13 protein-coding genes are annotated in these 15,536 nt (G+C 44.6%); 7 read left to right on the top strand and 6 right to left on the bottom strand.

The features are described from left to right. Positions 1 to 854 (bottom strand): DASS family sodium-coupled anion symporter (locus tag Q0117_RS06460; protein ID WP_297923873.1); only part of this gene is annotated, 854 nt, incomplete at its 3' end. Between the two features lie 508 nt (positions 855 to 1,362). Here Q0117_RS06460 and Q0117_RS06455 point away from each other — a divergent pair. After that, positions 1,363 to 1,998 carry a hypothetical protein gene (locus Q0117_RS06455; RefSeq protein WP_297923871.1) on the top strand — a complete coding sequence of 212 codons (636 nt, stop codon included), beginning with the start codon at positions 1,363 to 1,365 and terminating at the stop codon, positions 1,996 to 1,998. A gap of 920 nt (positions 1,999 to 2,918) precedes the next feature. Here Q0117_RS06455 and purB read toward each other — a convergent pair. Beyond that, on the bottom strand, positions 2,919 to 4,250 hold the full coding sequence (gene purB, locus Q0117_RS06450; protein ID WP_297923869.1) for an adenylosuccinate lyase: 1,332 nt from the start codon (positions 4,248 to 4,250) through the stop codon (positions 2,919 to 2,921). Between the two features lie 75 nt (positions 4,251 to 4,325). On the opposite strand from purB, the gene Q0117_RS06445 reads away from it, so the two are divergent. Continuing rightward, entirely contained in the window at positions 4,326 to 5,738 is a 1,413-nt protein-coding gene (locus Q0117_RS06445) for a pseudouridine synthase (protein ID WP_297923867.1), read from the top strand. A 665-nt stretch (positions 5,739 to 6,403) separates the two neighbouring features. Here the strand turns inward: Q0117_RS06445 and Q0117_RS06440 are convergent. The 3 genes from Q0117_RS06440 to Q0117_RS06430 form a co-directional block, all read right to left on the bottom strand. Beyond that, entirely contained in the window at positions 6,404 to 7,192 is a 789-nt protein-coding gene (locus Q0117_RS06440) for a hypothetical protein (protein ID WP_297923865.1), read from the bottom strand. Positions 7,193 to 7,368: 176 nt separating this feature from the next. Further along, entirely contained in the window at positions 7,369 to 8,478 is a 1,110-nt protein-coding gene (rlmN, locus tag Q0117_RS06435) for a 23S rRNA (adenine(2503)-C(2))-methyltransferase RlmN (RefSeq protein WP_297923863.1), read from the bottom strand. Further along, entirely contained in the window at positions 8,475 to 9,191 is a 717-nt protein-coding gene (locus tag Q0117_RS06430) for a purine-nucleoside phosphorylase (protein WP_297923861.1), read from the bottom strand. The genes rlmN and Q0117_RS06430 overlap by 4 nt, the downstream gene beginning before the upstream one ends. Before the next feature lie 173 nt (positions 9,192 to 9,364). Between Q0117_RS06430 and Q0117_RS06425 the strand changes: the two genes are divergently transcribed. Next, positions 9,365 to 9,622, top strand: a complete 258-nt coding sequence (locus Q0117_RS06425; protein WP_297879771.1) for a hypothetical protein — start codon at positions 9,365 to 9,367, stop codon at positions 9,620 to 9,622. 18 nt (positions 9,623 to 9,640) lie between these two features. After that, a complete protein-coding gene (locus Q0117_RS06420) occupies positions 9,641 to 10,039 on the top strand; it encodes a hypothetical protein (protein ID WP_297923859.1) in 399 nt (132 codons plus the stop codon). Positions 10,040 to 10,340: 301 nt separating this feature from the next. Here the strand turns inward: Q0117_RS06420 and hisF are convergent, their stop codons facing one another. Then, positions 10,341 to 11,261 (bottom strand): imidazole glycerol phosphate synthase subunit HisF, encoded by a 921-nt coding sequence (gene hisF, locus Q0117_RS06415; protein ID WP_297923857.1) that lies wholly within the window; start codon positions 11,259 to 11,261, stop codon positions 10,341 to 10,343. A gap of 91 nt (positions 11,262 to 11,352) precedes the next feature. On the opposite strand from hisF, the gene rsmA reads away from it, so the two are divergent. The 3 genes from rsmA to Q0117_RS06400 all read left to right on the top strand — a co-directional run. Next, positions 11,353 to 12,213 (top strand): 16S rRNA (adenine(1518)-N(6)/adenine(1519)-N(6))-dimethyltransferase RsmA, encoded by an 861-nt coding sequence (gene rsmA / locus Q0117_RS06410; protein ID WP_297923855.1) that lies wholly within the window; start codon positions 11,353 to 11,355, stop codon positions 12,211 to 12,213. Continuing rightward, the gene (locus Q0117_RS06405) at positions 12,194 to 14,419 is read left to right on the top strand and encodes an RNase J family beta-CASP ribonuclease (protein ID WP_297923853.1); all 2,226 of its coding nucleotides are present in this window, start codon (positions 12,194 to 12,196) and stop codon (positions 14,417 to 14,419) included. The genes rsmA and Q0117_RS06405 overlap by 20 nt, the downstream gene beginning before the upstream one ends. A gap of 336 nt (positions 14,420 to 14,755) precedes the next feature. Next, a partial coding sequence (locus Q0117_RS06400) for a KpsF/GutQ family sugar-phosphate isomerase (RefSeq protein ID WP_297923850.1) occupies positions 14,756 to 15,536 on the top strand: 781 nt, incomplete at its 3' end.

The following is a 15,536-nucleotide window of genomic DNA, read 5'->3' as shown; positions in this document are numbered from 1 at the left end:
GGGATATGCTCCAGATCCATCTCTATTTTATGGCTTAAATTCGGCTTGAAAATTATATAAAGCACCACAAGCATTATTGGCAGCATCACGCACATTAGCGGCAAACCTACCTTCATCCAGTCCGCGAAGCTGTAGTGCAAGGCTTGAGCCACGATTAAATTTGGCGGCGAGCCCACGAGCGTGCCCAAACCTCCGATGCTTGCAGAATACGCGATGCCTAAAAGCAAAAACACGAGCGTGCCGCGATCTTTGCTCTCGTCCATATTGGCGCAAATTCCAAGCGCGATCGGAAGCATCATCGCAGCAGTTGCGGTATTTGAAACCCACATCGAAAGGATCGCCGTAGCAAGGCAGATTAAAATCGCAGCTACACCCAAGCGACCGCCTGCGCGGGCGATTAGCCACATCGCGATCTTTTTATCGAGCTTTTGCATATGCAGAGCCGTTGCCAGAGCAAAACCGCCGAAAAAGGTAAAGATCGTAGGGTTTGCAAAATTTGCAAGCGTGCTTTTGATGGTGGCAGCCGTGAAAGTGCCATCTTTAGCGAATTTGCCAAGCCCGATGGCTACCGCAAGCACCGGCACCATAAGCGCGGTTACCGTGATATGCACGGCCTCTGTAAGCCACATAATCGCGATAAAAGCAAGTAACGCAAGGCCTTTTTTGACATTAGGCTCAAATGGTAACGCGGCATATAGCGCAAAGCCCACTGCAGCAGCAATCGCCATAATGATGACGCCGCGCTTAGGAAACGGCACGGTGTCGGTGAGCCTGTCTAAGCCCAGCTCGTCTACGTCTGAGTCCAGTGGTCCTTGTAAGCGGGAGTTGCGTAACTCCACTTTGTGTTCTTCCATAGATACTCCTTTTTTGGATTTGGCTTATGATACAAAAATGAGGCGGGAATTTTATAAATTCCAAATCAAATCGTCTTAAATTTTTAAAAGTGCAGTTACTATCGGTAACACGGCACTTATCTCGTGTGTAAATTTTAAATTATACATAAAAACGAACAACTAAGTAAGCGCTTTAAATTTCATCACAGATTATTTTTAATGACACCCGACATTAAATTTGCTAACTGCCCAAGGGAGGCGGTGTAGAATTTCGTCGAATTTCATCCAGGCAAGCGAGATAGAATTCTGTCCTTAGCAAACGAGATAAAATTTTATCCAAGGCGAGTGAGATAAAATTCCAAGTCTTGTCGCGAAATTCATCGAAATTTCAAAAAAAGGATATTATAATCGGCAAATTTTAAATGCGCTTGTAAGCGAGCTTGGCGGAAGACGCTCAAAGATAGCAAGCGGTAAAATGGCAAAGCGGCGGCGGCGGAAAGCCCGAAATTATAAATTATAAGGAGAAAATGTGAAAAACAAAATTTTAATCGCGGCGTTTGCCGCTGCGGTATGCGTGAGTTCAAGCTTTGGCGAGGGGATATTTTTAGGTATCGAGGGAGATTATTCTTTTAAATCCAGCATCACTACTAAATGGTCTGACGAGGACGATTCTGGCACGAATAAAGATAATAAGGGGCAGGCTGCGCTCGGCTTTAAAGGCGGCTATGATTTTGGTATAGCTAGGGCGTACGGCGAGTACTTGTATGATTTCAAAGCTTCGAAAACTGGCACTGACGAGGAGGACATCATATTTAAACACGAGTGGAATAAGCATAGCTTGCTCGTAGGCGGGGATTTTACGCCTGAGATTACAAACGGCTTTAAACTCGTAGCGGGCGCATATACAGGAGTTTCATTTTTGAAATATAAAATTTATTCATATGACGAATCTGACGGAAGTAGCGATTCGCTCTCAAAGACTCTGCCTGGCTGGGTAATCGGCGCAAGACTGGGCGGGCTATATAGCTTTGACGAGCATAACGAGATCGAGTTCGGCTACAAGGCGGACTACACTAGATACAAGGCTAGTAAGCTTGGAGAAGGCGTAGACAAGGTATATGAGACCAACCATGGGCTCTATCTAGGGTATAACTTTAAATTTTAAAAATTCTAACGTACTAGCGCAGGATGGGGCGAACGAACTCCCGCTCCATCCATTTTAAATTCCAAATAATTATTAGATGTCAAATTGCAGGCAGAATTGTTTAATCCGAAATTTGTGAGCAATTCAGATGCAATTATATGATAATCAAGGGTGCTGCCGGTACTAGACATCAAATTTTACCTGCTTACGCATATAAAATTTAAAATTTTTAAAAATATCATTACGCAAGCTTAATTTCCTATTTTTAGTGCTATCTGTTAAGCGCTTAAATTGATGGAATTTATGAAATTTTACTCAATCCGCTTTTTTCTAAGAATCGTTATAATTTCAAGTTGAAAAGCGGAATTTTATCAATGTCTCCATTTGCCACTTTAAATTTGTTTTATAATTGCTTCGGATATCTTGCGACCCATAGCTTGGCCTAGCGCAGAAATGTCATAAAATCCTTAAAACTTTGTTGGTTACCAGATGTGAAATCTTAAGTGAGCACGTAAAAGGATTGCGCTTTAATGGCAGTTGATTTAGAGGCGAATTGGTCCTGTTTGCTTTATGGAAATCTCGCATTTACATCTTCGGGATTAGCACTTAAATTTTGCGGTAAAATTCTAAAACTACTGCGTCTAAGAATTTTGGAATTTTACCGTTTTAAAGCATTAAATTTTTACGATTTTAATGTTAGTCGCAAGCGTAGAATTTTACCTTTATAAATTCACGGTAAAAGTAGTGGCGCTTGTTCTTGCGGATTTAGATGCCAGATTTATCCACAAGCGCTACGCTTTTACTAAAATTTTATCTTTATCAAAATTTTAAAATTTCAATCGCGGTTTTTAAAATACTTCGGCGCAAACATAAATTTCTAGCCGCTTCGCTATATTTTGTAGGCCCGTTCGGAGCTTTAAAATAGTAAGCCGCCGTGCCTGCTATTTGCCAAAAACCCTAGCGAAAATCGCGTCCACATTTTTGGTGTAATATCCGTAGTCGAAGCACTCTTTGATCTCGCTTTCGCTTAGCTTTTCTCGTAGCTTTGTATCTGCTAGCAGATTTTGCAAAAATAGGCTATGCCCTTGCTCATCTATAGCTTTTTTGCCCTCTTGCAGATCCGCCCAGACCTTCATCGCATTACGCTGCACGATTTTATAAGCATCCTCTCTGCTAACTCCTCGTTTAGGCAGCTCTAGCAGCACGCGCTGCGAAAATACGAGCCCACCGGTTAAATTTAGATTTCTCATCATATTTTCGGGATATACGAGCAGTTTTTCGATCAAGCTCGTCAAGCGATTTAGCATAAAATCAGCAGTTATAAAGCCATCAGGGAGGATAAATCGCTCGACCGAGCTATGGCTGATATCGCGTTCGTGCCATAGTGCTACGTCCTCCATCGCGGGTATTGCGAAGCTGCGGATCATACGGCATAGTCCCGTTACGTTTTCGCTAAGCACAGGATTTCGTTTGTGCGGCATCGCAGAGCTGCCCTTTTGACCTGGGCTAAAAAATTCCTCTGCCTCATAAACCTCTGTGCGTTGATAGTGACGGATTGCGATAGCGATCTTTTCGCAGCTGGAAGCTAGGATCGCAAGTGCGCTCATTACCTGTGCGTAGCGATCGCGCTGGATGACTTGATTGGACGCGGGAGCGGGCTTTAGCCCCAGATATTCGCACACTAGCTCTTCCAGCTCTAGTGGGGCGTGGGCAAAATTCCCCATCGCACCACTTATTTTGCCGTAGCTGATGACGCTTTTTGCTTGTTGCAAAAGCTCTAGCGCGCGATTTATCTCATCATACCAGACCGCAAGCACGAGCCCAAAAGTGATCGGCTCGCCGTGGATACCGTGGCTGCGCCCGACCATCAGCGTCATTTTGTGCTTCATGGCTTGAGATTTTATCGCGGCTTTTAAATTTTGCACATCCTCAATGATGAGCTCCATGCTTTCTTTAATTTGTAGCGCGACGGCGGTATCGATGCAGTCACTACTAGTCATTCCGTAATGCACGAAGCGGCTCTCCTGCCCAAGGCTCTCACTCACGCTCGTTAGAAACGCGATGACGTCGTGTTTGGTCGTCTTTTCGATCTCATCTATCCGCTCGATCCTAAAGCTTGCGTTTTGTAGAATTTTATCTTTATCGCAGTCACTTATTAGACCTAGCTTATTCCACGCTTTAACCGCCGCGAGCTCGACTTTTAGCCACGCGTCGTATTTGGCTTGCAAGCTCCATTTTTCAGACATCTCTTTTCTTGCGTATCTTTCGACCATTTTAGTAGCCTTTCGGTTAGAATTTCTTGTATAATGATGGCAAAAATTATATAAAAATAGGGCTGAAAGTTTAATATGGGTTATGAGAAAAGAAGCCTGGGAAGCTTTGAGGGGCGCAAAATTTACGAAATTCTGCTTAGCCTCGGATACGATATGAAATCCGCGCAGCGCATCTGTGACAAGCACCGCGTAACCGATGCAGAGGATCAAAATTTACATAAAAGCTCCGTCGCGCACGGAGAAATTTTTTTGATCGATTACAAATGCGAGCCGCGCGGACTGAAGCCGATCTTTGAGTGCGATGCGTTTGCGGCATTTGACAAGCCGAGTGGAATTTTAAGCCATCCAAGCGGGCGCAACTCGCCTTATAATATGTATGACGAGATCTGGTCGCTATACGGGCAGGACGCGTGCGTGGCGCATAGGCTTGATTTAGAAACCAGCGGAATTCTTATCGTCGCTAAGGATAAAGACGCGGCACGCGAGCTTAAAGAGTGCTTCGAACAGCGTAGGGTGATGAAAAGCTATCTAGCGCTCGTGCGAGGGGATTTGAGAGAGGGCTTGCGAGGGGATTTGCAAGGTGCCGCTTGCAATGGCGAAATAGAGGATTGCTATGCTCTAGGCTTTGATAAAATTTGCGGATCAAAATTTGCGGGCGATGCTGTGAGTTTACCAAGTAGCGTGTCGGATCTGCGCGATACACTAGCTCTAAAAGGAGTAGGCAATAAATTTGGATTTAATATCTTATCTAATGGTGCGAGTAGGGGATTATGGCGCAGCACTCTATCTGGCGGCGCGCAGGCTAAATTTAAATCTGGCGCTCCTATTGGCGATGTTGGCAGCAGATTTGAATTTGATGACTTATCCTGCGGCGTGAGTGATAAGCTTAAACCCGCTATCGCGATGAGTAGCGCGGATAACGGACATAAACCTTGCACCTTATCTGCGGCTAAATCTATGCCGGCTACTTCTACAGGCTGTGTAAATTTTAAAAAATTTGAGCCTGCAAAATACGCAAAATTTAGAGAGAAACTGAAATTTTTAAAGGATTTTGAGGGGTTTGTGATTGATGCTCCGATCGCTCCTAGCGGCGAGTTCGCCGATCTTAAAATTCGTATGAAAATATCGCGCGACGGAAAAGAGGCGATCACGCTGATCCGCCCGCTGCGATATCTCTCGGACATGGACGCTAGTCTTATTGAGTGCTATCCGCTGACGGGTAGGCAGCATCAGATCAGGCTGCATCTATTTGCCGCGGGCGCGCTGATACTGGGAGAGCCGCTGTATGGGCTTTCGCGAGAGCAAGCGGAGCGGATATTGGATAAAAAGATGGATGAGACGGAGCGGGTCAAGACGACGGGAGCGCTGAGATTACTACTGCACGCGAATGCAATTTGCTTCGAACTAGGCGGCGAACGATACGAGATAAAAAGCAAATTTGACGCCGCAAGAGAGTTTTATAATCTCGCAAAAATCGGTAAAATTTAAGCAACTCAATAAAATCTGGATGCTTTAGCGGATCAGATAAATTTTTAAGATTAAGAATTTATTTTGTGCGCGTATTTAAAAGCTTGGCGTGTACAAAATTTCTTGGAATTTTCGCGTAGCTTTTAATGAGATTTACTAAAAGGTTGAATATGGCGTGCGTCATAAATCAAATAAGTCAAATCTAATTATATTCGCTAAGGCGGAGGTGAGGTGACAAATTCTACTACGATGATAAGATGCCTAGACGTACATTTATTGTAAGCACGTTTTGCTTTTAAATTTTATTAGTTTTTTACGCCTTACGATATGCCATAAAATTTTAAAATTTTAGCAATTACTTGCTTTGCTGCAATCCATAGTGCTAGGACAAATTTCTTTTTATGCGGCGCGTTAACCTAATCATTCTGATAAGTCTTTTATTTTGGTTTAAATTCTTGATTTTATTCAGTGGCCTTTTAGAACTTTGAAAAATTCTGCTTTAAAATCTCTTCTAATAAAATTAGAATTTAGGAAAATAATTTTTGGCTGCTATCGCACGCGGCTAAATTTATATAAACGCGGATCCGATTGCCATAAAGCATGTAGCTAAATGCGTATTTATGCTCTATAATCGTCATAATTTCGCAACTTACGCGAAGTTTCAAATAAACAATTTTAAACTAAATTCAAATAGCCATAAACGCTACTTCTGCTTCGCCGATATTAATGACCTCGCCTTTACGCGTCATAATGTCCAAATCGTGCTCCATGTCCCATGAGCAGCTAAACTCAAAGCCGATTTTCGCACTGTCTAGGATATAGATATTTTGCAGCTCCAATAGTTCGCTAAGCTCCTGCGGCGTGCTGATGCCCGGCATGAAATCGCTTTTCGTCCCACTCGGATAGTCGTAGATCTCCTGCCATTTTGGGTAGTTTTTTAAAATTTCAGCTAAGATGCCCGTTAAAATTTCTTCCTGATTTTGCTTTAAAAACTCGATTGCGTTTGAGTGCATGCGGCTTGGCTCGTCCGTCTCTTCGCCGTCTTCATCTAAAAACGCGCAGTGAAACTCGCCTTCTTGCTCTAAAGCTTTACCGAAATACTCCAGCCGCAGTGGGAAACCAAAGTCCTCGTATTCCTCATCTTCAAATTTAGGAAAAATTTTAGGCTCCGCAAGACGTGCATTAAAAAACTCCGCGGCCTTTGGGCTGCGGGTGAAAAGGTACTCCTCATTCGCTTCGTAGCTTTTGCGCAAAAATTTAAGCGCCTCCTGCTCTGCGCCGCACTCCAAGCAGCATTCGCCCTTGTAATAATCGCTCACACAGGGCGGATTTTCATTACTTCTGGCGTGCTTGTCCATCTCGTTTAGCCAGCACAGCATATTTGAGGCGTCGCCCGCCCATTTGTACTCATTCACCATGCGCGCCGCGTAGATGTATGAGGCATAGACGCGGTTTTTCTCATCGTCCGTCTCCACCAATTTTGCCTCGATAAAGCGGATAATCTCCGCCTTTGTAATCTAGGATTTTTTAAGCAGCGATCTGTCTAAGAAGATGCCGATCTCATCCACTATTTTTTGCGCGTCCATTGCTACTCCTTTATAAATTTTTTGCCGATTTGCTTTGTGATCTGGAAATATTAGCCGATTTTTTTCTATCTTTTTAAAATTTTATCCATATTGACGCCATTTTGATCTAAAATTTTATCTTGCTCGTTTCTTTGTTTAAGCTGTCCGCACGCCGCACTGATATCTAGCCCCTTGCTCTGACGGATCGTGCAAGTAATGCCGTGCGCGCAGAGATAGTCTTGGAATTTCACCATATTTTCAGGGCTTGGTCTGCCAAAGCTCGAGCCTTCGTGCGGATTAAAATAGATCAGATTTACTTTTGCGCGGATGCCATGCAGAAGCTTCACTAGCGTTTTGGCATCGCTTGAGCGGTCGTTTACGCCATCAATCATTAGGTATTCAAACATCACGCGCTTTCGCAGATCAATTGGGAACTCGCGCACCGCCTGCATGATCGATGCGATATTGTAGGCGCGATTTATCGGCATTAGTTTTTCACGCAGTTTGTCATCCACTGCGTGCAGCGAGATCGCGAGTAGCACGCCAAGATCCATTTCGCCAAGCTTTTTTATCTGCGTAGAAAGTCCGCTCGTACTTATCGTTTGGCGACGTGGCGCTATGGCGAGTCCGTCGTTTTCTTTTAAAATTTGCACGGCTTTGGTAACGTTGTCTAGGTTATTGAGCGGTTCGCCCATCCCCATATATACGACATTGACGCGGCGCTCGTAAGGGATCGCGTTCATTTTTTTGATGAGCCAAATTTGAGCCACGATCTCGCCTGGAGTTAAATTTCGTACGAAGCCACCTTTTGCTGTCAGGCAAAAGCTGCAGCCAATTTTGCAACCCACTTGCGAACTTACGCAGATTGAGTAGCGCGCGTGTCTTATGATTTTTTCGTTTTCGTCTCGCAGCTCATCCTTCATCGGCAATAAGACACTTTCTATCGTCTTGCCGTCTTTGAGAGCGAAAAGGTATTTGATACTGCCATCGCTACTTGTTTCAGATCTGACGCATTCAAGCGGATCTAAATAAAAATTTTGAGCTAAACTTTGACGGATCTCTTTTGGTAGATTTAGCATTTGTGCAAAGTCATCCACGTTCTTTTTGTAAATCCATTCGTAAATTTGCTTGGCTCTAAATTTTGGTTCAATGAAATTTTCAAGCTCTTTCATCGTAAAATCAAAGATATTTTTCAAATTAATGCCTTGGTTTTTAGATATTTAGTTAAATTTTCTTTTGCGGCGGCGTGGTTTTTTAAAAAATCTGCGTGAGCGTTTGAATCACAAAAATTCGTCGCACAAAAAATTCCGTAAGCGGGGATTTGAAATTTTTGTGCTACCTTGAGAACCGCAAAAAATTCCATATTTTCTAAAAAATAACCTCGCTCAAAGAATTTTAACGCAGATTTTTTATCGGTCGTGATAAAATTTGAGCTATTGGTTATTGTTTCATATGAAACATCGGCAGAATCCCTAGCTATAATTTCATAGTTAATTGGAGAGTATGAAAGTTCATAAAGCGCCGATATCTCGCAGTTTACAGCCGATCTGCTTTCATAAATTTTTAGAATTTCACCCTCTTTATATAGCCCTGCAGAACCCACGAAAATGATCTCGCTCGGCAATGCATTTAAAATTTTATCGGGATTTTGAGATAAATTCGCCTTTCTCGAGGCGGACGGATTTGCTAAATTTAGCTCATTGTCCGCTTGCGAGTGCGTCGCAAAAGGCGCCAGAGCCGCTAAATCCGCCGCCCGCTCATCCGCAAAATCGCGCTCATATTTAGCGTAAAAGCCTGCCATAGCGCGCTTTTGCAAAAATGCCGTCAGATTTATGCTCATATCGATTAGCCCCACGCCCATAGGTAGCGCGAATGGAAATACTTCGTTTCGTCCCGCCGAGATTATCATTTGCGTATCGCACCTTTGTTATTTTTATCTAATCATAGCCAAATATCAATAAATTTAAGGCTAAATTTTAAAATTCGGCGCGGTAAAATAGCGAATAAATTAAAAATAAATTTAAGCAAATTCTCAGGGGGGGAGGGGTATTATTGAGACTAAAATTTAAATAAGGAGAGCGTATGGATAAATATGAAAAATTTGTGTTGTCGTTCTTTACGGGAATATTATCGAGTGCTTTGACTACGTTATTTATAAATGGGATTGGTGCCAATACTTTGAGTTCTTTGGTATTGATCGTTTTAAGCGCTATCTCTATTTTTGGCATTTCTTGTATATTTTTTGTAACCAATAAAAGAGAAGAAAGAGAAAAACAAGAGCAAGAAATTAAAAATGAGCAAAAGCACAAACATACTATATTTTATTACTATGAAATTTAAATTTTTAAAGGAGAAAAAATGAAAAAAATTATTTTAAGTTTAGTCGCTTTTGTGTCTTTAGTGTTTGCAGATACCGATTATAATTTTGCTACAGAACTCGAAAAAAAATGCACAAGTATCGGCACAACAAATGAATGCTATGGTGCTGGATTAATATATCACTACGGTGCAGAGGGAGTAAAATTGAATTATGATAAGGCCCTAAAATTCTTTAAAAAAGCATGCGAAGCAAAAGAAGATAGTAAGGAGAAATTTAGTAGTTGCTTTCAGTTGGGACTCATGTATGAAAATGGACGCGGAACGAAACAAAACTACAAAAAAGCGATGGAACTATATACAAAAGCATGCAATGAATATAAAAAAATGACGGCGATTGCTTTGGGCTTGCTTATGCGTATGAATATGGGATTGGCGTAAAACAAGATAAAGTAAAAGCCGCTGCAGTATATAGAAAAATTTGTGATGCCGATAACGTTTTTTCTGCTTGCTATAACTTCGCCTTGTATAATGAAAACTACGGCGATAAGCAAAAAGCCATGATATATTATAAAAAAACATGCGATATAGGCAGATATGATTACGGCGTGCAAAATCATTCTGAAGCTAAGGAGTTTTGGCAAAGGGCTTGCAATATGTATGAAATTTTAAAATAAAATTTAACTATTTAGCCGCTTCGGCAGCTAAATTTCGGCTATATAATTTAAATTTGGCTGGAATTCTACAACCTCACCTTGATGCCTTGCCGCCTTAAATATTCTTTTAGCGCCTTAATTTCGATCTCTCTGAAGTGAAAAATCGACGCCGCTAAGCATGCGTCTGCGCCCGCTAAAAATGCGTCTTTGAAGTGCTCCATTTTGCCTGCGCCACCGCTTGCGATCACGGGTATATCAAGCTCGCTAAAAATCCGCGTTAAATTTAACTCAAATCCGTTTTTAACGCCGTCACAGTCCATCGACGTGAGTAAAATTTCGCCCGCACCGCGCTCCTGCGCCTCTTTTGCCCAAGCAAGCGCATCTCTGCCGGTATCTAGCCTGCCGCCGTTTATAAACACGCTATAGCCGCAAGACTCGCCGTTCCCAGTTAAAATTTCATCCTGCGGAGCGCGTAAAATTTTGCCAAAATTTCGAGTCTCACTGCCTAAATTTGTGTCTGGATTTCGCATGTCGCCGTGTAAATTTCCGTTTAAATTCCTCGCCGCGCCATATAAATTACCGCGCGAAATTTCACTAGAATTTCGTTTTGCGTCGATCGCGACCACGACGCACTGCGAGCCAAATTTATTTGCCGCTTCGTCTATCAAATTTGGATTTTTTATCGCGGCGGAGTTGAGACTGATCTTGTCGCATCCGACGTTTAGCAGACGCGAGATATCGTCGATCGTACGGATACCGCCGCCTACTGTTAGCGGGATAAAAAGCTCGCGCGCGACCCGCTCCACGACATCCACGATCGTATCGCGCTCAAGGTGCGACGCCGTGATATCGAGGAAACACAGCTCGTCCGCGCCCTCCTCGTTGTAGCGTTTGGCTATCTCGACCGGATCGCCCGCGTCCACTAGACCTACGAAATTTACGCCCTTTACCACGCGTCCGTCTTTGACGTCTAGGCATGGGATTATGCGTTTTGCAAATCTATTCAAAGCAGCCCTTTAGAATAAAATTTTTTATGATTTTAGCCAAATTTTACTTAACATAATGACTTTATAAGTAAAATTTGGCTAGACTCTCGCGATGATTAGGGCGAAAAAAGAGTTCGGGCAAAATTTTTTAAAAGACGAAGCCGTTTTAAGCAAGATCATCCAAGCGATTCCCGAGAATGTACAGAATGTCGTTGAGATCGGGGCTGGCTTAGGTGATTTAACTCGTAAGCTTTTGGAATTTTACAGATTAAAAAGTTTCGAGATAGATGAAGATTTATATCAAATTTTAAGCGCTAAATTTGCACAGCAGATCGCTAGCAGCGAGCTTGAGCTCGTTTTGGGCGATGCTTTGCGGATTTGGCAGCAGCGGGGTCTTGGCTGCGGCGAATATTTTTTGGTCGCAAATTTGCCCTACTACGTCGCTACGAAGATGATTTTGCAGGCGATCGACGATGAGCTATGCGGCGGATTTTTGGTGATGATCCAAAAGGAGGTCGCTTTAAAATTCTGCGCCAAAGCCGGGCAGAGCGATTTTAGCGCTCTTTCGATCCTAGCCGATCTTGCAGGCGGCTGCGAGCTTCTATTCGACGTCGAGCCCGACTGTTTCGAGCCCGCGCCGAAGGTAACTTCGTCGGTGATCAGGCTCGTAAAGGGCAAAAATTTCAAGCCTGGTGCTGAGGAAAGCGCGGAGAGTTTCGGCGCAAAAAGTTGCGCCCGTTTCCAAAGTCTCGATGAATACGAGAAATTTAAAAGCTTTTTGCGCGTATCTTTCAGCGCGCCGCGAAAGACGCTTATTAAAAATTTAAGTGTAAAATTTGATAGAGGCTTAGCCGAAGAGATCTTTTTAAATTTGAAAATTCCGCCCACGGTTCGGGCGCACGAGTTAAATTCCACCCTTTTTTTAGAAATTTTTAAAAATTTAAAGGTAAAAGATGGAAGAAAACAGAAATGAAAACGGCGTCGAACGACTCAAAAAAAGCAATCGCTACAAAAAACGCAAGGAAAATCTAAAAAAATCTATCGCAAGCGAAGGCTCTGCGGGCGGCGCGAAATTCGGCGGCGAGCACGAAAACGGCTCTCGCAAAAATAAAGGCAAGAAAAACGAGCAAAATTCCGCTCATTCAAAGGGTTCAAAAAACGGCTCTCGCAACGGATCAAATTCTACGAGCGGTTCGTACCGCGGCGACACGGACGGCGCGAATGGTGCGCATTTCGGCGGCGCATATCCAAAAAATAACGAAAACGGCGCGAGCGGTTCAAATTTAAGCCGCGACGGCCGCGCAAAACCAGGCGGCAATAACGCAAAAGGCGCAAATTCTAGTGTCGCAGACGATGCAAGCTCCATGGACGCGCAGAAAAAGAAAAAGCACAAAAAGCGCTCAAATATGCCAAAGAGCCTCACCGGCAACGAGCCGTGGCAAAAGGCGATGGAAGAGGCGATCGCGGAAAATAAGCTGATCCACGAGGAGCGCCTGCACCCGCTTAAAGACGCTAACAGCAGCGATGAGACGGTGCGTATCACGCCGCTTGGCGGACTGGGCGAGATCGGCGCGAATATGACCGTTTTTGAGACCAATACGAGCGCGATCATCGTCGACGTGGGTATGAGCTTTCCGGAGGAGAGCATGCTCGGCGTGGATATTTTGATCCCCGATTTTGATTATATCCGCAAGATAAAAAATAAGATCAAAGGCATCCTCATCACCCACGCACACGAGGATCATATCGGAGCGATGCCATATTTTTTCAAAGAATTTCAATTTCCGATCTACGCTACGCCGCTTCCCTTGGGGATGATAAGCAATAAATTTGAAGAGCACGGCCTTAAAGCCGAGCGCAGCTACTTCCGCCCCGTGCAGAAGCGTCAGCTCTATCAGATCGGCGATTTTGAAGTCGAGTTTATCCACATAACGCACTCGATTATCGATGCGAGCGCGCTTGCGATCACGACGAAGGCGGGTACGATCATCCATACGGGCGATTTTAAGATCGACCACACGCCGATCGACGGCTATCCGACCGATCTGAACCGCCTGGCGTATTACGGCGATCGCGGAGTTATGCTTTTGATGAGCGATAGCACAAACTCGCACAAAGAGGGGATCACAAAGTCCGAAAGCTCGGTAGGCAAGACCTTTGATACGATATTTTCAAGCTGTAAGGGGCGCGTGATAATGAGCACCTTCAGCTCAAACATCCACCGCGTCTATCAGGCTATCGAGCGCGGCGTAAAATACGGCCGCAAGGTCTGCGTCATCGGACGAAGCATGGAACGAAATTTATTTACCGCGATGGAGCTCGGCTATGTAAATTTAGACAAAAAAATCTTCGTCGATGCCGATCAGGTCTCCAAATACCCCGATAATGAGGTTTTAATCGTTACTACCGGCTCGCAGGGCGAGACGATGAGTGCGCTGTACCGCATGGCGACGGACGAGCACAAATACATTAAAATCAAATCCACCGATCAGGTAATCATCAGCGCCAAAGCGATCCCCGGCAACGAAAGCAGCGTCTCGACCGTACTTAATTACCTGCTAAAAAGCGGCGCAAAGGTCGCGTATCAGGACTTCAGCGAGATACACGTAAGCGGGCACGCCTCGATCGAGGAGCAAAAACTCATGCTGCGCCTGATAAAGCCGAAATTTTTCCTACCCGTGCACGGCGAGTACAACCACATCGTAAAGCACAAAGAAACCGCGATGGAGTGTGGCATCGAGGAGAAAAATATCTATCTGATGAACGACGGCGATCAGATGGAGGTTTGCGAAAAATATCTAAAGCGCGTCAAGACCGTCAAGACGGGCAAAGTCTTTATCGATAATCAGATCAACAAGCAGATATCCGACGAGATAGTCAAGCACCGTCAAAATTTAGCCGATGCGGGCGTCGCGGTCATCATCGCGCAGATCGACAAAAACGAAAAGAGGCTTATTCAGACGCGCGTCATCACTTACGGGCTCGTCGCCGAAAATCAAACGGCGCACTTTACCAAAGAGATGCAGGGCATCATCGAGCAGTTTTTGGCAAATTTAAAAGATGAAATTCTACTCGATCACTGGGCGCTGGAGGGCAAGATCCGCCAGGCCGTGCGCAAGCACATCTTTAGAAAGATCAAAAAATATCCGACCATCGTGCCGGTAATCTATTTGATGTAAGCGTGGCTAAATTTAGCGAGCGGGGCGGATTTGATCTACGGCGGACGAGTGAAATTTTATGGCGCGGTCGAGTTTTCGGGCGTGAAATTTTACGATGAGGGCGAGTTTTGCGACGCTGAATTTAAAGTGGCTAGTAAAATTTGAGCGCAAAATTTGGCGTAAAGCGAAATTTAAAGAGCGCCCAGTAAGCTCGCGGCAAGCAGGCAGAGCGGCGTGCGATTTTGTAGATTAGAATTTTGTGGCTTAAATTTCGAAGGCGTGAAATTTTAGCTAGCGTAAATTTAAGCGTGGTGCAAAGAGGCGCAAAATGAAAGCAAATTTTAAAAAGAAGGTTTAATGAGTGAAATTTTAAATACGGCACGAGAGGTGCTGAGGCTCGAAGGAGCGGAGCTTTTGCGGCATGCGGAGCTTATCGGCGACGAAATTGAGCGAGCCGTAAACTTGATCCTGGCTTGCAAAGGCAAAGTAATCGTCACCGGCGTGGGCAAGAGCGGTCACATAGGCGTTAAGATCGCCGCGACGCTTGCCAGTACCGGCACGCCGTCGTTTTTCGTCCACCCTACCGAGGCGCTGCACGGCGATCTGGGCATGATCGGTAAGGACGACATGGTGCTTGCGATCAGCTTTAGCGGCGAGAGCGAGGAGCTGGTTAGGATCCTACCTCACCTCAAACGCTTCGGCGTAAAGATCATCGCGATGGCGCGCGATAAAAATAGCTCGCTCGGTAAGGTTTGCGACGAGTTCATAAGCCTTAGCATCGTCAAAGAGGCCTGCCCGCTAGGTGCTGCGCCGACGGTTTCTACGACGCTAACGCTCGGCTTAGGCGACGCGTTAGCGATCTGTTTGATGAGGCAGCGCAGATTCGGCAAGGAGGATTTTGCAAATTTTCACCCAGGCGGCAGCCTCGGTAAACGGCTTTTCGTCAAAGTAAAAGACGTGATGCAAAGCAAAAATTTACCGGTCGCAAGCCGTAACGCCAGCCTAAAACAAGCTATCGACGTTATGACTCACGGAAAGCTCGGCACCGTTTTGTTAGTGAACGAAAAGGGTGCGCTTGAGGATATCTTAAGCGACGGCGATCTGCGCCGCGCGCTGATGCGAGAGGACTTCGATATCA

The sequence above is a fragment of the uncultured Campylobacter sp. genome, assembly GCF_937997535.1.
GTDB lineage: Bacteria > Campylobacterota > Campylobacteria > Campylobacterales > Campylobacteraceae > Campylobacter_B.
The sequence above is the reverse complement of the archived record's forward strand: the minus strand, read 5'-3'. Positions and strand labels throughout refer to the sequence as shown.